The sequence below is a fragment of the Streptomyces sp. NEAU-174 genome, from assembly GCF_052665095.1.
In genome coordinates this window covers 813588-833101 of record NZ_JBQTCE010000001.1, presented here as the reverse complement: position 1 = coordinate 833101, position 19514 = coordinate 813588, and the positions used below count along the sequence as shown (strand labels likewise).

The following is a 19514-nucleotide window of genomic DNA, read 5'->3' as shown; positions in this document are numbered from 1 at the left end:
CGGCCCGTCGGCCCGCTCAACCCCGACCTGGCCGGCTCGTTCGCCCCGGCCCGGCCGGCCCGCTCAACTTTGCCTGTGCAAGCTATTCGTTTGCGAGAGTGAAACACGAAGGCCCCCCGTCATCCCATCCCCCCGCAGCCCCCGCCGCTCGCCCGTCACGGCCCAACTGCGCCACTGCGTCACGGCGCAACTGCGCCACGGCGCCAGTAAAGCCGACGGGGCCCCGACCGCTCCAGCGGCCGGGGCCCCGTACTGGGACTGTAGTAGGAGCTCACACACCCGAACCCGCGGGCACGGAGTCGGTCGCCTCCGTCCACAGATCCTGCTCGGCGCGATCCGCCTGGATCTGGCGGTACACGAGGAGCCCGCCGATGGCGGCCAGTGCGACCAGGAGCAGCTTCTTCACCGCGCTACCTCGTCTCTTTCTTGACGTAGGGGACCTCTGGCGCCCGATGATACACACCGACCGATACCGATCGGTGACCTATGACCGGCATTGGCCGATGAGAAACCGGGAAGGAAGCGGGGATCAACTCCCTGCCCCCATACGACATCAGCCTGGACGGAGAAGATCTCCATCCAGGCTGATCGCGACGGTGGGGCTAACAGGACTTGAACCTGTGGCCTCTTCCTTATCAGGGAAGCGCTCTAACCGTCTGAGCTATAGCCCCGCGCTGCACCGAAAGATTAGCGCACCACCTGCCCTGTCCCAAAATCGGTAACAGCCGGGCCGCTACTCGTCCTCGGCCAAGGTCAGCTCGACGCCGCCCACGAAGCCCGCCGACAGGTTGTAGATGAAGGCCCCGAGCGTGGCCAGCGCGGTCGCCAGCACCACATTGATCACGGCGATGATCCCGGTGAACCCCAGGACACGCGGAAGCGACAGGAAGGACTCCAGGTCGAACCCGCTGCCCTTCTGCGACTCCGTGGCGTCGCTGATGGTGCCGCCCACCGCGCTGAAGACGCCCATGGCGTCCATGACCATCCACAGCACCGCCACCGCGATCACCGTGCAGATCCCCAGCGCGATCGCCAGCAGGAAGCTGACCTTCATGACCGACCACGGGTCGACCCTGGCGACCCGCAGCCGCGCCTTGCGGGTCCGCGGCGCCGGACGGGCCCCCGCGGACGTACGGGGGCGGCGGACGGCCGTGGCGGCCTGCTGGTGCCCCGTCTGGGCGGTCTGGGCCGACTGCCCCGGCACCGAGCCGCCCCGCCCGGCCCCGCCGCCGGGCGGCGGGGAGTATGCCTGCGGCGGGTGGTACGGCTGCGCGGGCTGGGCGGGGGCGGGACGCTCGTTGGGGAGCGGGCTGGAGTACTGGGGCTTGGGGTGCGGATCGCGCTGCGGCCGCAGCTTCCGGGTCTCGGTCACCGCCGCGGCGGCGGAGTCCCCGGCCGGGCCACGGGCGCCGTCCCCAGCGGTGTGACCGCCCGTCGGGGCTCCCGATCCCGGACGCCCTCCGGCGTCCGCACCGCCGCCCGCGGCACCCGTGGCTCCACTCACGACTTACTCCTCGGTCTCGTCGGCCGGGGGCGCTGTGCCCTCGGCCGCCTCGGACTCGGCCTCCTCGGCTGGCGCGTTCATGGCCGCGGTTTCTTCCTCGACCTCTTCAGCCTCACGACCGGCCTCGGCGTTCCGGGCGACGCCGACGACGGCATCGCGCTTGCCCAGGTTGATCAGTTGGACGCCCATGGTGTCACGGCCCGTCTCCCTGACCTCATTGACCCGGGTGCGGATCACGCCACCGCTGAGCGTGATGGCGAGGATCTCATCGGTCTCCTCGACCACCAGCGCCCCGACCAGGGAACCACGGTCCTCGACGATCTTCGCCGCCTTGATACCGAGACCGCCGCGCCCCTGGACGCGGTACTCATCGACATCGGTCCGCTTCGCGTACCCGCCGTCGGTGGCGGTGAACACGAACGTACCGGGCCGGACGACATTCATCGAGAGGAGCTCGTCGCCCTCGCGAAAGCTCATGCCCTTCACACCGGAGGTCGCGCGGCCCATCGGCCGCAGCGACTCGTCGGTCGCGGTGAACCGGATCGACTGGGCCTTCCTGCTGATCAGCAGCAGATCGTCCGCGGAGGAGACCAGCTCGGCACCGATCAGCTCGTCCTCGCGGCCGTCCTCCATCTCCCGGAGGTTGATCGCGATCACACCGCCCGAGCGGGGCGAGTCGTAGTCCTTCAGCGGGGTCTTCTTGACCAGGCCGGACTTGGTGGCCAGCACCAGATACGGCACCGCCTCGTAATCCCGGATGGCGAGAATCCGCGCGATCTTCTCATCGGGCTGGAAGGCCAGCAGATTCGCCACATGCTGGCCGCGCGCGTCCCGTCCCGCGTCCGGGAGCTCGTACGCCTTCGCCCGGTAGACCCGGCCCTTGTTGGTGAAGAAGAGCAGCCAGTGGTGGGTGGTCGAGACGAAGAAGTGGGAGACGATGTCGTCCTGCTTCAGCTTCGTCCCGCGCACGCCCTTGCCGCCGCGCTTCTGCGAGCGGTAGTCCTCGGTCTTGGTGCGCTTCACATAGCCGCCACGCGTGATCGTGACGACGATGTCCTCCTCGGCGATCAGGTCCTCGATGGACATGTCGCCGTCGAAGGGCACCAGCTTGGTGCGCCGGTCGTCGCCGAACTTCTCGACGATCGCGGTCAGCTCCTCGCTGATGATCTGCCGCTGCCGCTCGGGCGAGGCCAGGATCGCGTTGTACTCGTTGATCTTGGCCTGAAGCTCGTCGTGCTCCTGGACGATCTTCTGACGCTCCAGGGCGGCCAGCCGCCGCAGCTGCATCTCCAGGATCGCGTTCGCCTGGATCTCGTCGATCTCCAGCAGGCCCATCAGGCCCTCGCGCGCGATCTCCACCGTGTCGCTGCGCCGGATCAGCGCGATGACCTCGTCGATCGCGTCCAGGGCCTTGAGCAGACCGCGCAGGATGTGCGCCCGCTCCTCGGCCTTGCGCAGCCGGAAGCGGGTCCGCCGGACGATGACCTCGACCTGGTGGGTGACCCAGTTGCGGATGAACGCGTCCAGCGAGAGGGTGCGCGGCACACCGTCGACCAGAGCCAGCATATTGGCGCCGAAGTTGGTCTGTAGATCGGTGTGCTTGTAGAGGTTGTTGATGACGACCTTGGCGACCGCGTCCCGCTTGAGCACGATGACCAGGCGCTGGCCGGTGCGCGAGGAGGTCTCGTCACGGACGTCGGCGATGCCGCCGACCTTGCCGTCCTTCACCAGGTCGGCGATCTTCTGCGCGAGGTTGTCCGGGTTCACCTGGTACGGCAGCTCGGTGACCACCAGGCACTGCCGGCCCTGGATCTCCTCGACCTCCACCACCGCGCGCATGGTGATCGAGCCGCGCCCGGTGCGGTACGCCTCCTCGATGCCCTTACGGCCGACGACCAGCGCCCCGGTCGGGAAGTCCGGGCCCTTGATCCGGTCGATCAGGGCGTCGAGCAGCTCTTCCTGGGTGGCCTCGGGGTTGGCCAGGGCCCACTGGGCGCCCTCGGCCACCTCGCGCAGATTGTGCGGCGGGATGTTGGTGGCCATGCCGACCGCGATCCCCGCCGAACCATTGATCAGCAGGTTGGGGAAGCGGGCCGGCAGGACCGTCGGCTCCTGGTTACGGCCGTCGTAGTTGTCCTGGAAGTCGACGGTCTCCTCGTCGATGTCCCGGAGCATCTCCATCGACAGCGGTGCCATCTTGCACTCGGTGTACCGCATGGCCGCCGCGGGGTCGTTGCCCGGGGAGCCGAAGTTGCCGTTGGAGTCGACCAGCGGCATCCGCATGGACCACGGCTGGGCCAGCCGCACCAGCGCGTCGTAGATCGACGAGTCGCCGTGCGGGTGGTAGGTGCCCATGACGTCGCCGACGACGCGGGCGCACTTGTAGAAGCCCTTCTCGGGGCGGTACCCGCCGTCGTACATCGCGTACAGCACCCGGCGGTGCACCGGCTTGAGGCCGTCCCGGACGTCGGGCAGCGCACGGCTGACGATCACGCTCATCGCGTAATCGAGGTACGAGCGCTGCATCTCCGTCTCGAGGCCGACCGGCTCGACGCGGAGGGCGGCGCCCTGGGCGAGCTCGTCGGGGGTCAGATCGTCGGGCGTGTTCGGGGTGTTCTCGTCGGCCATTGCTGGTCAAAGTCCTTCTGTCGTCTGCGGCTGGGGGCCGACTCAGATGTCGAGGAAGCGGACATCCTTGGCGTTGCGCTGGATGAACGAGCGCCGTGCCTCGACGTCCTCACCCATGAGGACGGAGAACAGGTCGTCGGCCTGGGCCGCGTCGTCCAGCGTGACCTGGCCCAGGACGCGGTGGTCCTGGTCCATCGTGGTCACCCGCAGCTCTTCGGCGTTCATCTCGCCCAGACCCTTGAAGCGCTGGACCGAGTCGTCCCTGATGCGCTTGCCCTGCTCACGGCCGGCCTGGATCAGCGCGTCCCGCTCCCGGTCCGAGTACGCGTACTCGACCTCGTCCCGGCCCCACTTGATCTTGTAGAGGGGCGGACGGGACAGGAAGACATGCCCCGCCTCGACCAGCGGGCGCATAAAACGGAAGAGGAAGGTCAGCAGCAGGGTGTTGATGTGCTGACCGTCGACATCGGCGTCCGCCATCAGGATGATCTTGTGATAGCGGAGCTTGGCGATGTCGAAGTCCTCGTGCACCCCGGTGCCGAAGGCGGAGATCAGCGCCTGGACCTCGTTGTTCTGGAGGATCTTGTCGACCCGGGCCTTCTCGACGTTGAGGATCTTGCCTCGGATCGGGAGGATCGCCTGGTACTGCGGGTTGCGGCCGGACTTGGCCGAGCCGCCGGCGGAGTCACCCTCGACGATGAAGATCTCGCACTTCGACGGGTCGTTGGACTGGCAGTCGCTCAGCTTGCCCGGCAGCGAAGCGGTCTCCAGCAGCCCCTTGCGACGGGTCAGATCGCGCGCCTTACGGGCCGCGACGCGGGCCGTGGCCGCCTGGATGCCCTTGCGGACGATGTCCGCCGCCTCGTTGGGGTTGCGGTCCAGCCAGTCGGCGAGATGCTCATTGACGATCTTCTGGACGAAGGTCTTGGCCTCCGTGTTGCCCAGCTTGGTCTTGGTCTGGCCCTCGAACTGGGGCTCGCCCAGCTTGACCGAGATGATCGCGGTCAGGCCCTCGCGGATGTCCTCACCGGTGAGGTTGTCGTCGCGCTCCCGGAGCAGCTTCTTGTCGCGCGCGTACTTGTTGATCAGGTACGTCAGCGCGGCGCGGAAGCCCTCCTCGTGGGTGCCGCCCTCATGGGTGTGGATGGTGTTCGCGAAGCTGTAGACACCCTCGGTGTACTGCGCGTTCCACTGCATCGCGATCTCGAGGGAGAGCATCCGCTCCTTGTCCTCGGCCTCGAAGCCGATCACCGTGGGGTGGACCAGCTCGCCCTTGCGGGAGTTGAGGTAGGTGACGAAGTCGACGATGCCGCCCTCGTAGTGGTACTTCACGGAGAGCGGCTTGCCCTCCTCGTCCACATGGGCCGCGCGCTCGTCCGTCAGCGAGATCGACAGGCCCTTGTTCAGGAACGCCATCTCCTGGAAGCGCCGGGCCAGCGTCTCGAAGGAGTACTCGGTGGTCTCGAAGACGTCCGGGTCCGCCCAGAAGGTGACCGTGGTGCCGGTCTCCTCCGTGGCCTCGTTCCGAGCCAGGGGCGCGGTCGGCGCTCCCGTCTTGTAATCCTGGGTCCAGCGGTAACCGTCCGTCTTGACCTCGACCGACACCTTCGACGACAGGGCGTTGACGACGGAGACGCCGACGCCGTGCAGACCGCCGGAGACGGCGTAGCCGCCGCCGCCGAACTTGCCGCCCGCGTGCAGCACGGTCAGCACGACCTCCACGGCCGGCTTCCCCTCCGAGGGGACGATGCCCACGGGGATGCCGCGGCCGTTGTCCACGACGCGGACGCCGCCGTCGGCGAGGATCGTGACCTCGATGGTGTCCGCGTGACCGGCCATGGCCTCGTCGACGGAGTTGTCGACGACCTCCTGGACGAGGTGGTGCAGGCCGCGCTCACCGGTGGAACCGATGTACATACCGGGTCGCTTGCGGACCGCCTCCAGCCCCTCCAGTACGGTGATCGCACTGGCGTCGTACGACGGCGGAGCCAGGGCCTCGCCGTCGGGCGTGGACGGGATGTTTTCGATGGGGTTGCCGGAATCGGCCACGAAGCGCCCTTTCTGGCACAGCACAAGCCATCTCCGGGCAGGCGGGAGCGGCTGCGTCGTTCAACATGTGTCCGCAAGCGCTCGGTGCGCCAGCGGCGACGGTGTACGGCCCCAGTCTACCGGTAGCGCCGACAAGAATGGGGGCTTGCTGCCGCCTGAGTCCGCATGTGCCGCCCTGAACCGGCCGCCACCGACTCCCCATATGCGGGGACGGGCTCCAAGAGGCTCACACCGCCACCCAGCGCTTCGGACTGTCAACCACCGGCTACCGTGACCGGGGTCTCAGCAGTCACCCTGTTACCCCCGGTTAACACCAGGGCTCAAAGCGCCGGTCAGCCGTAGGTGTCCCCCGGGCCCGTGGAGCCCGGGGAGCGCAGCGAGCCATAGCGCCGGGGCGGGCCGCCGGGGCCCAGAACCTTGATCAGCTTCACCGTGCCCTGGCCCAGATCGGCGTTGAGCCGCGCCACGAGCTGGGGCGCGAGCAGCCGCAGCTGGGTCGCCCACGCCGTGGAGTCACAGCGCACCGTGAGCACCCGGGCGTCCTCGTCATAGCGCTGGGGCTCGCAGTGCTGGGCCACCTCGGGGCCCACCATCTGGGGCCAGCGGCCCATCACCCCGCCGACCGCGGCCGGGGCCTCCCAGCCACGCTCGGTGATCAGCCGGTTGATCGCCGCACCGAGTGGAAGCGGATCGCGGCCATCGGCGCGCGCGCCGGAGCGCAGGCCCCCTCTGCGCGCCTGCTTCTTCTGCTGGGCCGCGGCTCCCCGGGCGCGCGCCTGCTCCTTGGCGGCGCGCAGCGCCACCCGCGCGAGATCGACCCCCGAGGGCTCGGGCACCGGCGAGGCCCCGGACGCCGCCGAGGGCCGCGCGGGCTGGTCCATCCCGTCCGTCATACGCGCCGCACCTCGCCCTCGGACACCGCGAAGCGCGTACCGGCCAGCACATGTGGGACGTCGTCCTCCACCGCCGCGGTCACCAGCACCTGCTCCCCGGGAGCGACCAGTTCGGCCAGCCGCTCCCGGCGCCGCTCGTCCAGCTCCGCGAAGACGTCGTCGAGCACCAGCACCGGCTCGCCCGCCTCGGTGCGCAGCAGATCGTAGGAGGCCAGCCGCAGGGCGAGGGCGTACGACCAGGACTCGCCATGGCTGGCGTAGCCCTTCGCCGGGAGCCGGCCCAGCTTGAGCACCAGGTCGTCGCGGTGCGGGCCCACCAGCGTGACCCCGCGCTCGATCTCCTGCTTACGAGCCTCGGTGAGGGCGGCCATCAGCAGCTCGTACAGCTCCTCGCGGCTGCCCGCGTCGGCCAGCCCCTCACCGGCCGAGCCGCGGTACTCCAGCAGCACCGGGCCGCCGCCGGGGGCGAGCTGCTCGTACGCCTTGTCGGCGAGCGGCTGGAGCACGGAGACCAGATCGAGCCGCTGGGCGAGCAACTCGGCACCGGCCCGGGCCAGATGCTGGTCCCAGACGTCGAGGGTGGACAGCGCCGTGTCGCCGCCCCCGCCGCGCGAACCGTGGCGCCGGGCCAGGGCGGCGGTCTTCAGCAGGGTGTTGCGCTGCTTCAGCACCCGGTCGTAGTCGGAGCGGACCCCCGCCATCCGGGGCGCCCGCGCGGTGATCAGCTCGTCCATGAACCGGCGGCGCTCGCCCGGATCGCCCTTGACCAGGGCCAGATCCTCGGGCGCGAACAGCACCGACCGCAGGATCCCCAGCACATCACGCGGCCTGACCTGCGACGATCGATTGATACGGGCGCGGTTGGCCTTGCCCGGGTTGAGCTCGAGCTCGATCAGCTGCTGCCGGTCCCCCTGGACGACCGCGGCCCGGACCACGGCCCGCTCCGCGCCCATGCGCACCAGCGGGGCGTCGGAGGAGACCCGGTGGCTGCCGAGGGTGGCGAGATAGCCGACGGCCTCGACGAGATTGGTCTTGCCCTGGCCGTTGGGCCCGACGAAGGCCGTGACGCCCGGGTCGAGCGCCACCTCGGCCCGGACGTACGAGCGGAAGTCGGCGAGCGAGAGATGCGTGACGTGCATGGTGGGCTGCGCCGACCTCCCCCGGCAGTACTGCTTGCTTCCGACCCCGAGGGGGTGGTTACTTCTCGTTGCTCTCGACCGCGTGGCCACCGAACTGATTGCGCAGCGCCGCGACCATCTTCATCTGCGGCGAGTCCTCCTGGCGGGAGGCGAACCGGGCGAAGAGCGACGCGGTGATCGCAGGCAGCGGCACGGCGTTGTCGATCGCGGCCTCCACGGTCCAGCGGCCCTCACCGGAGTCCTCCGCGTAGCCCCGCAGCTTGCCCAGGTGCTCGTCCTCGTCCAGGGCGCGGACCGCCAGGTCCAGCAGCCAGGAGCGGATGACCGTGCCCTCCTGCCAGGAGCGGAAGACCTCGCGGACGTCGGTGACCGAGTCCACCTTCTCCAGCAGCTCCCAGCCCTCGGCGTACGCCTGCATCATCGCGTACTCGATGCCGTTGTGGACCATCTTGGCGAAGTGGCCCGCGCCGACCTTGCCGGCGTGGACGGCGCCGACCTCGCCCTCGGGCTTGAGCGCGTCGAAGATCGGCTGGACCTGGGCCACATGGTCGGCGGCGCCGCCGTACATCAGCGCGTAGCCGTTCTCCAGACCCCAGACACCGCCGGAGACACCGCAGTCGACGAAGCCTATGCCCTTGGCGTTGAGCTGCTCGGCGTGCTTCTCGTCGTCGGTCCAGCGGGAGTTCCCGCCGTCCACGACGACGTCGCCGGGCGACAGCAGCTCGGCCAGCTCATCGATGGTGATCTGGGTGGGAACGCCCGCCGGGACCATGACCCACACCACTCGCGGGCCCTTGAGGCTGTTGACGAGCTCATCGATGCTGTGAACATCGGCGACGTCCGGGTTGCGGTCGTATCCGATGACGGTGTGGCCTGCGCGGCGGATGCGCTCGCGCATGTTGCCGCCCATCTTGCCGAGGCCGATGAGACCGAGCTCCATCAGTGATCCTTTGTGCCGTAGTCCGTTGCGTTTCGCGGTGAATCCGAGCCTACGCCGCCGGGTAGCCGCACAGATGTGGGCTACACCTGCTCATTCGCTCGGCTTTCAGCCACTCAGTCGGACCGGCATGATCAGGTACTTGTACGCCTCGTCCGCCTCGGCGTCCATGGCGGGCTTGCCACTCAGCAGGGCGGGCTTGGTCGAGGTGGTGAAGGACAGCTGGGCGACCGGCGAGTCGATCGCGCTGAGCCCGTCCAGCAGGAAGGTCGGGTTGAAGGCGATCGAGATGTCGTCGCCGTCGAGCTGGGCGTCGACCCTTTCCACAGCCTGTGCGTCGTCGCTGGATCCGGCCTCCAGGATCAGCACGCCCTGCTCGAAGCTGAGCCGCACCGGGGTGTTGCGCTCGGCGACCAGGGCCACACGCTTGACGGCCTCGACGAACGGGGCGGTCTCGATCACCGCGACCGAGTTGAACTCGGTGGGGAAGAGCGTGCGGTACTTCGGCAGGTCGCCCTCGAGCAGCCGGGTGGTGGTACGGCGCCCGGCGCCCTCGAAGCCGATCAGGCCCTCGCCGGCACCCGAGCCGGAGAGCGCGAGCGCGACGGTGTCACCGCTGGTCAGCGACTTGGCGGTGTCGAGAAGCGTCTTGGCGGGCACCAGCGCGACGGCGGAGATGTCGGGGGTCTCGGGCTTCCACAGGAACTCGCGGACCGCGAAGCGGTAGCGGTCGGTGGAGGCCAGCGTGACGGTGTCGCCCTCGATCTCGATCCGCACACCCGTGAGCACCGGCAGGGTGTCGTCACGGCCGGCGGCGATGGCGACCTGGGCCGCGGCGGAGGCGAAGATCTCACCGGGGACGGTGCCGGTCGCGGTCGGCATCTGCGGCAGTGCCGGGTACTCCTCCACAGGCAGGGTGTGGAGTGTGAATCGCGAAGAGCCGCAGACCACGGTCACCCGCACGCCGTCGCTGGAGATCTCCACAGGGCGGTTGGGAAGGGCCCGGCAGATGTCGGCGAGGAGGCGGCCGGAGACGAGGACGGTGCCGTCGTCCTCGATGTCGGCCTCCACCGAGACGCGGGCCGAGACCTCGTAGTCGAAGCCGGAGAGGCTCAGCGCGCCTTCCTCCGCCTTCATCAGGATCCCCGCGAGGACGGGCACCGGCGGTCGGGCCGGGAGGCTGCGGGCCGTCCAGGCCACTGCCTCCGCGAGTACATCGCGCTCCACCCGGATCTTCACCGTAAGCCGCCTCCTGCTGTTGCTGGCTCGCCCTGCTGGCCTTCGTCGTCGGCTGTGTTGCCGGAGACCAGTCTGACGCACGCCGCCGACACTCGGTGCGGCTCGGGGTCAAGTCGGTGCGCGGGGTGTCGGGCGGCTCGGCCCGAGGTTGTGCACAGGCCCCACTTCGAAGCGATTTCCTCGCTATCTCTATGTGGTCGTAGTAGTAGGCCCTGTGGAAACCGTGGAAAACTCGATTGGCCCTGGTCAGAGGCGGTTTTTTGTCCACCGGGCCTGTGGGTGGAGGCGGTGGACAACCAGGGCTTTCTGTGGACGCCGAAGAGTTCTGCACATGCGATACACAGACATCGCCCGGTTCTCCCCAGCGCCGTCCCCAGTTTTACCCACCTTCCCCACAGCCCAACCCGCCGCTTCGGTGTGACGCCTTTCACTCGGCCTGGTGACCGTGGCCGTTTCGTTGCCGAACAGTGGACAGCGGTGTGGAGAAGCTGTGGGCAACGGGCCTTCGGCTGTGGGTTGCCGGTGGACAAGCTGACGCGCGGCCTGTGGGCAGCTCGATCGTCCACAGTCTGTGGACTCCCGTTAGCCACAATTCCACAACCGGCTGACCTCGGGGGATCCCCTTTCCACCGGACGCCCTGTGGACGCGATCGGGACAACTCCCATGTCCCCAGGGTGTGGACGGTGGATGAGCTGTGGATCTGTGGAGAACCGGGTCGGCCGGGCAGGGAATCGAACAGCTTCGTAGCGGTGAACGACGAGGGACGGCGATGCGACGAGGCGATGTGACGGGAGGGGACGACGAAGGGCGCCCCGGGAGATGTCCGTCCCGGAGCGCCCTTCAGCGGTTCGCGGTGGCCCTGAGGGCCCCTCTCAGCCGTTCTTGATGCGGTTGGTCAGCTCGGTCACCTGGTTGTAGATAGAGCGCCGCTCGGCCATCAGCGCCCTGATCTTGCGGTCGGCGTGCATCACCGTCGTATGGTCGCGGCCGCCGAACTGCGCGCCGATCTTGGGCAGCGAGAGATCGGTCAGCTCCCGGCAGAGGTACATCGCGATCTGCCGCGCGGTGACCAGCACCCTGCTGCGGGAGGCGCCGCACAGATCGTCGACCGTGTGCCCGAAGTAGTCGGCGGTCGCGGCCATGATCGCGGTGGCGGTGATCTCCGGGGCCGCGTCCTCGCCGCCGGGGATCAGATCCTTCAGCACGATCTCGGTGAGCCCGAGATCCACCGGCTGCCGGTTCAGGCTCGCGAAGGCCGTCACTCTGATCAGCGCGCCCTCCAGCTCACGGATGTTGCGGGAGATCCGCGAGGCGATGAACTCCAGCACCTCCGGCGGCGCGTTCAGCTGCTCCTGCACCGCCTTCTTGCGGAGGATCGCGATGCGGGTCTCCAGCTCCGGCGGCTGCACATCGGTGATCAGGCCCCACTCGAAGCGGTTGCGGAGCCGGTCCTCCAGGGTGACCAGCTGCTTGGGCGGCCGGTCGGAGGAGAGCACGATCTGTTTGTTGGCGTTGTGGAGCGTATTGAAGGTGTGGAAGAACTCCTCCTGCGTCGACTCCTTGCTCGCCAGGAACTGGATGTCGTCGACCAGCAGGATGTCCATGTCGCGGTAGCGCTTGCGGAACGCGTCCGCCTTGCCGTCGCGGATGGAGTTGATGAACTCGTTGGTGAACTCCTCCGAGCTCACATAGCGCACCCGGGTGCCGGGGTAGAGGCTGCGCGCGTAGTGCCCGATGGCATGCAGCAGGTGGGTCTTGCCGAGTCCGGACTCGCCGTAGATGAACAGCGGGTTGTACGCCTTGGCCGGGGCCTCGGCGACGGCGACCGCGGCGGCGTGCGCGAAGCGGTTGGACGCCCCGATGACGAAGGTGTCGAAGAGGTACTTGGGGTTCAGCCGCGCGGTCGGCTCACCGGGGCCGGACGCGGGCGCGGGCTGGGCGGCGAGCGGGCCGGGGGCGCCGGTCTGCGAGGGCAGCACGGGCGGGCCGCCGCGGGCGCGCTCGAGCGGGTCGGGCAGATCGTGGCGCTGCTCGTACGGCGGGCGCTCGGGGCTCGCCCCGGGGCCGGGGATGCCACCGGGACCGCCGCCGGGGCCGTGGCCCGGCCCGGGGCGCTCGGCACCCGGACCGCGGTAGTCGCCGCGCGGCTGCTCGTACGGCTGCTGGTCATAGCCGGGCTGCTGGTCGTAACCGGGCTGCTGGTCGTAACCGGAGGGGGCGCGCTGGGAGGCGTACGGGTCGCTCTCGGGAAAGCCGCCGAGCCGGGGCTGCTGCCAGCCGTAGTCGTCACGGCCGCGCGGCCAGGCGCCCGGCTCGGGGCGCGACTGCTGATACCCGGGGTACGCGGGGCGGGCCGACGGAAGATCGTCCGGCGCCTGGCGGCCATAGCCGTCCCGGCCGTCGTAGCTCTCGTAGGACTCGCGCTGCTCGCGCTGGGGCTGCGGGGGGACGATCGGTTCGCCGGCGGACTCGTCCACGGTGATCGCGATCCGGATCGGGCGGCCGCACTCCCGGCTCAGCGTCTCGCTGACGACGGGGGCCAGCCGGCCCTCCAGCACGCCCTTGGCGAATTCATTGGGGACGGCGAGCAGTGCGGTGTCGGCGACCAGCGCAAGGGGCTGGCACCGCTTGATCCAGTGCTCGTCCTTGGCCTCGACGCCTTGTCCGCCTTGCCCGGAGCCCTCTCCCAGCAGCCGCTCGAGCACTCGTGGCCACACTGCGGCAAGATCGGCGGGTACGTCAGCCACAGGGCACGCTCTCTCACTCGCTGGGTGGGGGACGCCGACAGGTCCCACGAATGCGTGGTTCTCGGGACGGGCGTGAAGGAATCGGAGCCCAGCCACGGTAGTCAGGCCGGGGTACGCGGTTCAAGTCGTTGTCCACAGGGTGTGTACAAATGTGCCATGCGATGTCGCCGGGCGTTCCCTTGCCCCTAGGCTCGGGGTGGACAGCGCGCTGTCTGGGTGTCGGCCACCGGTTTGACCGGATGGCGTAACCGCGCGTACCGTAACCAGGTCGAGTTGTCGATGGCTGCTGCCGCCTGCCTCCGATGGGCAAGGATTCACGGGTTGATGACCCGTGGTCGTGAAGCGGTGCACTCGGGCGTATTGCGAGCTACTCGTGGGCGCACGGTGACAGCCAAGCGATAGACCTCCACCATCCGATTCATTTCTGGAGCCCCCGAGTGAGCAAGCGCACCTTCCAGCCGAACAACCGTCGTCGCGCGAAGACCCACGGCTTCCGGCTGCGGATGCGCACCCGTGCCGGCCGCGCGATCCTCGCGTCCCGCCGTGGCAAGGGTCGCGCCCGCCTGTCGGCCTGAGCAGCCTGACCCAAGGTCCATGACGTGCTGCCTACCGAACATCGGCTGAGGCGGCGCGAGGACTTCGCGGCCGCGGTACGCCGAGGACGCAGGGCCGGGCGCCCGCTCCTTGTCGTGCATCTTCGTACCGGCCTCACCAGCGGTGATACGGACCCGCACGCATCCGGGGAGAGTGCTCCTCCGGCGCGTGCGGGTTTCGTCGTAAGCAAGGCGATCGGCGGAGCCGTCGTCCGCAATCTGGTGAAGCGGAGACTGCGCCATCTGATGCGGGACCGCATCGACCGATTTCCCGCAGGTAGCCTTGTGGTCGTACGGGCGCTGCCCGGCGCGGGTGAGGCGGGTTACGACCAGCTGGCCCGCGATCTCGACACGGCAGTGCAGCGGCTACTGGGAGGGGTGCCGCGATGAAGTACCCGCTGCTGTGGTTGATCAAGCTGTACCAGTGGACCATCAGCCCGATGCTGGGACCGGTCTGCAAGTACTACCCGTCGTGCTCGCACTATGGCTATACGGCCATCAACCGGCACGGCGCGGTAAAAGGAACGGCGCTGACGGCCTGGCGCATCCTGCGCTGCAACCCATGGTCACTCGGTGGCGTCGACCACGTCCCGCCCCGGAAGCGTCCGGTGTGGCACCAGCGGCTGCGGAACCGCCTCGGCGGGCATCCGGCTGTGGAGCCTGCCGCACAGCCCGAGACCCAGCCCAAAGCCCAAGGAGCCTGATTCGTGGACACGATCCTCGGTCCTCTTTATGACGTAGTTTCCTGGATCATCGTCCAGTTCCACTCGTTCTACAGCTTGATCTTCGATCGGGACAGTGGCTGGGCGTGGGGTCTGTCCATCGTTTCGCTGGTGGTGCTGATCCGGATCTGCCTGATCCCGCTGTTCGTGAAGCAGATCAAGTCGACGCGGAACATGCAGGCGCTCCAGCCCAGGATGAAGGCGATCCAGGAGCGCTACAAGAGCGACAAGCAGCGCCAGTCCGAAGAGATGATGAAGCTCTACAAGGAGACGGGTACCAACCCGCTCTCGAGCTGTCTGCCGATCCTCGCGCAGTCGCCGTTCTTCATCTCGCTGTACCAGGTGCTCAACCACATCGCGAACAACAGGACGGTCGGTGTCATCGACCAGTCGCTGCTGGACAGCGCCCGTAACGCCCACATCTTCGGCGCTCCGCTGTCGGTGAAGTTCATGGACTCGGCCTCGAAGGTCGAATCCCTCGGCGCCTCGCTGACCGACGTCCGCATCGTGACGATCACCATGATCGTCCTGATGTCGGCCTCGCAGTTCTTCACCCAGCGCCAGCTGATGACCAAGAACGTCGACCTCACGGTGAAGACGCCGTTCATGCAGCAGCAGAAGATGCTGATGTACGTCTTCCCGATCATGTTCGCCGTCTTCGGCATCAACTTCCCCGTCGGTGTCCTCGTCTACTGGCTGACCACCAACGTCTGGACCATGGGCCAGCAGATGTTCGTCATCCGCCGGAACCCGACCCCGGGCAGTGTGGCCTTCAAGGCCCGCCAGGAGCGGCTGCGGGCCAGCGGCAAGCTGAAGGAGGAGCCGGCCGAGGTCGCCGCGAAGGAGGCGGCCGAGACGGCGCGTGCCAACCGTCAGCAGCCCAAGCGCCAGACCAAGGCGCAGCGCTCCACGACCGGCCACAGCCGGGCCAGCTCGCAGCCGGCCTCCTCGGCCTCCTTGGAGAAGTCCACGGTGGACAAGCCCGCCGAGAAGCAGGGCCCGGCGCAGAAGCAGGGCTCGGCGCAGAAGAAGGGCGCGCAGGGCGGCAAGCCGGCCGGCGGCGGCTCGGCTTCCGGCTCCTCCCGTGGCTCGAAGTCCGGCCAGCGCAAGGGCCAGCAGCGCCCCAAGCACCCGTCCAAGAAGTAACGAAGGAGTCCATCCGTGACGGAAGGCACCACCCCGGCAGCCGAGGGTGTCGACACCCTGACCCGCCTTGAGCAGGAAGGGGAGATCGCGGCCGACTACCTCGAGGGGCTGCTGGACATCGCGGACCTCGACGGCGACATCGACATGGACGTCGAGGCCGATCGCGCAGCGGTGTCGATCATCAGCGACTCGACCAGCCGTGATCTCCAGAAGCTGGTCGGCCGCGATGGCGAGGTGCTGGAGGCCCTTCAGGAGCTGACCCGCCTCGCGGTGCACCGGGAGACCGGGGACCGCAGCCGGCTGATGCTCGACATCGCCGGATACCGGGCCCGCAAGCGTGCCGAGCTCACCGAGCTGGGCACCAAGGCGGCCGAGGAGGCGAAGGGCACCGGTCAGCCGGTGAAGCTCAAGGCGATGACGCCCTTCGAGCGGAAGGTGGTGCACGACGCGGTGGCCGCCGCCGGACTGCGCAGCGAGTCCGAGGGCGAGGAGCCCCAGCGCTGCGTGGTCGTGCTTCCGGTCTGAAGCGGTTCCGCCTCGTGATCCACACGGCCCCGTCTGCACGCAGACGGGGCCGAATCTTGTCAGCCTTACATCATCGTTCAGCAGAGTGTTCGGTACGGAAGGACGGTCCCCGTGACGGAAGCAGCGGAGCTCCCCCCGGCACCCCCCGAGGCAAGGGACGTATTCGGTGACCGTTTCCCGGAGGCTGTCCGCTACGGCGAGCTGCTGGCCGATGTGGGCGTGACCCGCGGGCTGATCGGCCCGCGTGAGGTGCCGCGGCTGTGGGAGCGGCATCTGCTGAACTGTGCCGTGCTCTCCGAAGTGGTGCCCGAGGGCGTCACCGTCTGCGATGTGGGCTCGGGCGCCGGGCTCCCGGGTATCCCGCTCGCGCTGACCCGTCCCGATCTCCGGATCACGCTGCTGGAGCCCCTTCTGCGTCGGACCAACTTTCTGCGGGAAGTGGTGGAGCTGCTGGGGCTGGAGCATGTGACGGTGGTGCGTGGCCGCGCCGAGGAGGTCCTCGGCAAGCTGACTCCGATGCATGTGGTGACGGCTCGGGCGGTGGCCCCGCTGGACCGGCTGGCCGGCTGGGGAGTTCCGCTGCTGCGCCCATACGGTGAGATGCTGCTGCTGAAGGGCGACACCGCCGAGGAGGAGCTGAAGCAGGCCCGGGCCGCGCTGGGCAAGCTGGGCGTGGTGGGAACCTCGGTGCTGCATGTCGGCGAGGGAGTGGTGGACCCGCCGTCCACGGTGGTGCGGGTCGAGGTCGGGGAGAGCCCCGGGGGTGTGCGCTTCGCGGCGAAGCGGGCCAAGGCGGCTCGCCGGACGCCGCGCCGTCGGCCCTGAATCAGGAGCATTGCTCCATACAAGCTGGCAAAACTACACATACCGGAGTGTCGCGACCCATTGACGAGGCCTTCCGTGCATCGTGTTTCACGTGAAACGTCGCTCCCTGCTGCATGGAATCATCAGTCGCGGTCGTGCGGCGGCCTTGCCCCGCGACCGCCGGCCCCGTATCAACGTGGATTCATCCACAGGAGAACAGGCCTCGCTGGTTCACGACCCCAAAAGCATGGCAGGCTCTGCTTATTGCGAGCCTGATGTCGAGGAGAGTGAATCCTTGCGGTCCGACGCCAACATCGCGGGGCCGATGACCGATCCGGTCCCCGGCCCCCGTACCGAATCGCCGGGGGAGGATGTTTCACGTGAAACGCCGCCTCCGATGGACGACACCCCTATCGGCCGCGCCGCTCAGCTGGCGGTCGAAGCCCTGGGCCGCGCCGGTGAGGGGCTGCCCCGGCCGGAGCAGACCCGGGTGATGGTGGTCGCCAACCAGAAAGGCGGGGTCGGGAAGACCACGACCACGGTCAATCTGGCCGCCTCGCTCGCCCTGCACGGTGGTCGCGTGCTGGTTATCGATCTCGACCCACAGGGCAATGCCTCGACGGCGCTGGGGATCGACCACCATGCCGAGGTTCCATCGATCTATGACGTGCTGGTCGACAGCAAGCCGTTGTCCGATGTGGTGCAGCCGGTCCCGGATGTGGAGGGACTCTTCTGTGCTCCGGCCACGATCGATCTCGCCGGTGCCGAGATCGAGTTGGTCTCCCTGGTGGCCAGGGAGAGCCGGCTTGAGCGGGCCATCGAGGCGTATGAGCAGCCGCTGGACTACATCCTCATCGACTGCCCGCCCTCGCTGGGCCTGCTGACGGTCAATGCGCTGGTGGCCGGCGCGGAAGTGCTGATCCCGATCCAGTGCGAGTACTACGCGCTGGAGGGGCTGGGGCAGCTGCTGCGGAATGTGGATCTGGTGCGGGGCCATCTCAACCCCAAGCTCCATGTCTCGACGATCCTTCTCACCATGTACGACGGTCGCACCCGGCTGGCCTCCCAGGTCGCCGACGAGGTGCGGAGTCACTTCGGCGGTGAGGTGCTCCGGACGAGCATTCCCCGATCGGTGCGCATCTCCGAGGCCCCCAGTTATGGGCAGACCGTCCTCACCTATGACCCGGGGTCGAGCGGGGCGCTCTCCTATCTGGAGGCGGCCCGCGAGATCGCCCTCAGAGGTGTCGGCGTGCACTACGAGGCCCAGCACGCCCATGCCTTGCCCGAGCTCAGCCAGCACGACCAGCACAGCAGCATGCAGGAGGGGATTCAGTGAGTGAGCGACGCAGAGGACTGGGCCGTGGGCTCGGTGCCCTGATCCCTCCCGCGCCGAAGGGGGCGGACAACGCCGCGTCCTCGGCGGGGGCGGGAACGGGAACGGTCACGACGACCGGGGCCACCACCTCACCGACCGCGGTCCCGGTGCTCACCCAGGAGCGCGGAGTGGCGGCGGCCAAGGTGACCGGACTGGCCACGCAGACCGTTCCACAGGAAACCGAGCCCGCGCCGCGGGAGCAGGAGCCCGAGGCAGCCGTCGCCCCGGAGGAGATGCCGGAGGAGGTGGCCGGGGCTCACTTCGCCGAGCTGCCGCTGGACTTCATCACCCCCAACCCGCGGCAGCCCCGTGAGGTCTTCGACGAGGACGCGCTGGCCGAACTGGTCACCTCGATCCAGGAGGTCGGTCTCCTCCAGCCCGTCGTCGTACGGCAGTTGGCGTCGGAGCGCTACGAGCTCATCATGGGCGAGCGGCGCTGGCGGGCCTGCCGTGAGGCCGGTCTGGAGAAGATCCCCGCGATCGTCCGGGCCACCGATGACGAGAAACTCCTCCTGGATGCGCTGCTGGAGAACCTCCACCGGGCCCAGCTGAACCCACTGGAAGAGGCGGCGGCGTACGACCAGCTGCTCAAGGACTTCAACTGCACGCATGACGAGCTGGCCGACCGCATCGGGCGCTCGCGCCCGCAGGTCTCCAATACGCTGCGGCTGCTGAAGCTCTCCCCGTCCGTCCAGCGCAGGGTGGCGGCCGGGGTTCTCTCCGCGGGCCATGCCCGGGCGCTGCTCTCCGTGGACGACCCGGAGGAGCAGGACCGGCTGGCCCATCGCATCGTCGCCGAGGGGCTCTCGGTGCGTGCGGTGGAGGAGATCGTCACCCTGATGGGATCGCGCTCGGGCGGCACGACCAAGCCCAAGAGCCCGAGGGCGGGCGCGAGGGTGTCCCCCGCGCTCACGGATCTGGCCTCACGTCTCTCCGATCGGTTCGAGACGCGGGTGAAGGTCGACCTCGGGCAGAAGAAGGGAAAGATCGTCGTCGAGTTCGCCTCAATAGAGGATCTCGAGCGGATCCTCGGCTCGCTGGCCCCCGGTGAGGGGCCGGTGCTGGAGCAGCCGCTCTCCTCCGAGGGCGGAGCGGAGGACGAGGACGAGTGAGGCGCTGCCCGTGCGGTTCATGCCGTACGGAAGGGCAGCGCGGGGCGGGGGGGGGGGCTGCCCAGGGCGGGACAGAACAAACCCGTTTTCCCCAAAGGGG

General features: G+C 68.8%; 17 protein-coding genes and 1 tRNA gene. 8 read left to right on the top strand and 10 right to left on the bottom strand.

Features of this window, described 5'->3' with window-relative positions; genetic code table 11:
* Positions 1-271 precede the first annotated feature (271 nt).
* The 10 genes from ACT2CW_RS03540 to dnaA form a co-directional block, all read right to left on the bottom strand.
* Positions 272-406 carry a DLW-39 family protein gene (locus ACT2CW_RS03540; protein WP_003958712.1) on the bottom strand — a complete coding sequence of 45 codons (135 nt, stop codon included), beginning with the start codon at positions 404-406 and terminating at the stop codon, positions 272-274.
* Between the two features lie 191 nt (positions 407-597).
* Positions 598-671: transfer RNA gene (locus ACT2CW_RS03535), tRNA-Ile, on the bottom strand.
* 62 nt (positions 672-733) lie between these two features.
* Entirely contained in the window at positions 734-1504 is a 771-nt protein-coding gene (locus ACT2CW_RS03530; protein ID WP_164434889.1) for a DUF3566 domain-containing protein, read from the bottom strand.
* Positions 1505-1507: 3 nt separating this feature from the next.
* On the bottom strand, positions 1508-4132 hold the full coding sequence (gene gyrA / locus ACT2CW_RS03525) for a DNA gyrase subunit A (protein WP_445515445.1): 2625 nt from the start codon (positions 4130-4132) through the stop codon (positions 1508-1510).
* Positions 4133-4174: 42 nt separating this feature from the next.
* Positions 4175-6205: a DNA topoisomerase (ATP-hydrolyzing) subunit B gene (gene gyrB, locus ACT2CW_RS03520; RefSeq protein ID WP_037954576.1), complete on the bottom strand. Its 2031-nt coding sequence runs from the start codon at positions 6203-6205 to the stop codon at positions 4175-4177.
* Positions 6206-6513: 308 nt separating this feature from the next.
* Complete coding sequence (locus tag ACT2CW_RS03515) at positions 6514-7074, bottom strand: DUF721 domain-containing protein (RefSeq protein WP_182471923.1); 561 nt, start codon at positions 7072-7074, stop codon at positions 6514-6516.
* Complete coding sequence (gene recF, locus ACT2CW_RS03510) at positions 7071-8213, bottom strand: DNA replication/repair protein RecF (RefSeq protein WP_445515444.1); 1143 nt, start codon at positions 8211-8213, stop codon at positions 7071-7073. The genes ACT2CW_RS03515 and recF overlap by 4 nt, the downstream gene beginning before the upstream one ends.
* A 58-nt stretch (positions 8214-8271) precedes the next feature.
* Positions 8272-9153 carry a phosphogluconate dehydrogenase (NAD(+)-dependent, decarboxylating) gene (gnd, locus tag ACT2CW_RS03505; protein WP_164434882.1) on the bottom strand — a complete coding sequence of 294 codons (882 nt, stop codon included), beginning with the start codon at positions 9151-9153 and terminating at the stop codon, positions 8272-8274.
* A 105-nt stretch (positions 9154-9258) separates the two neighbouring features.
* The gene (gene dnaN, locus ACT2CW_RS03500; protein ID WP_164434880.1) at positions 9259-10389 is read right to left on the bottom strand and encodes a DNA polymerase III subunit beta; all 1131 of its coding nucleotides are present in this window, start codon (positions 10387-10389) and stop codon (positions 9259-9261) included.
* A gap of 873 nt (positions 10390-11262) precedes the next feature.
* Complete coding sequence (gene dnaA, locus ACT2CW_RS03495) at positions 11263-13137, bottom strand: chromosomal replication initiator protein DnaA (RefSeq protein WP_138914797.1); 1875 nt, start codon at positions 13135-13137, stop codon at positions 11263-11265.
* Between the two features lie 437 nt (positions 13138-13574).
* Between dnaA and rpmH the strand changes: the two genes are divergently transcribed.
* The 8 genes from rpmH to ACT2CW_RS03455 all read left to right on the top strand — a co-directional run bounded on the left by rpmH (position 13575) and on the right by ACT2CW_RS03455 (position 19414).
* Positions 13575-13712, top strand: coding sequence for a 50S ribosomal protein L34 (rpmH, locus tag ACT2CW_RS03490; RefSeq protein WP_003949374.1), 138 nt, complete (start codon positions 13575-13577; stop codon positions 13710-13712).
* Positions 13713-13736: 24 nt separating this feature from the next.
* Entirely contained in the window at positions 13737-14120 is a 384-nt protein-coding gene (gene rnpA, locus ACT2CW_RS03485; RefSeq protein ID WP_164434876.1) for a ribonuclease P protein component, read from the top strand.
* On the top strand, positions 14117-14434 hold the full coding sequence (gene yidD, locus ACT2CW_RS03480) for a membrane protein insertion efficiency factor YidD (RefSeq protein WP_020869966.1): 318 nt from the start codon (positions 14117-14119) through the stop codon (positions 14432-14434). Before rnpA ends, yidD begins: the two co-directional genes overlap by 4 nt.
* Before the next feature lie 3 nt (positions 14435-14437).
* Positions 14438-15598: a membrane protein insertase YidC gene (yidC, locus tag ACT2CW_RS03475; protein ID WP_445515443.1), complete on the top strand. Its 1161-nt coding sequence runs from the start codon at positions 14438-14440 to the stop codon at positions 15596-15598.
* Positions 15599-15613: 15 nt separating this feature from the next.
* A complete protein-coding gene (locus ACT2CW_RS03470; RefSeq protein WP_020869968.1) occupies positions 15614-16123 on the top strand; it encodes a Jag family protein in 510 nt (169 codons plus the stop codon).
* A gap of 111 nt (positions 16124-16234) precedes the next feature.
* Entirely contained in the window at positions 16235-16948 is a 714-nt protein-coding gene (gene rsmG / locus ACT2CW_RS03465; RefSeq protein WP_138914798.1) for a 16S rRNA (guanine(527)-N(7))-methyltransferase RsmG, read from the top strand.
* Between the two features lie 226 nt (positions 16949-17174).
* Positions 17175-18263, top strand: coding sequence for a ParA family protein (locus ACT2CW_RS03460; protein ID WP_078956777.1), 1089 nt, complete (start codon positions 17175-17177; stop codon positions 18261-18263).
* Positions 18260-19414 carry a ParB/RepB/Spo0J family partition protein gene (locus ACT2CW_RS03455; RefSeq protein ID WP_164434871.1) on the top strand — a complete coding sequence of 385 codons (1155 nt, stop codon included), beginning with the start codon at positions 18260-18262 and terminating at the stop codon, positions 19412-19414. The genes ACT2CW_RS03460 and ACT2CW_RS03455 overlap by 4 nt, the downstream gene beginning before the upstream one ends.
* Positions 19415-19514: the final 100 nt, after the last annotated feature.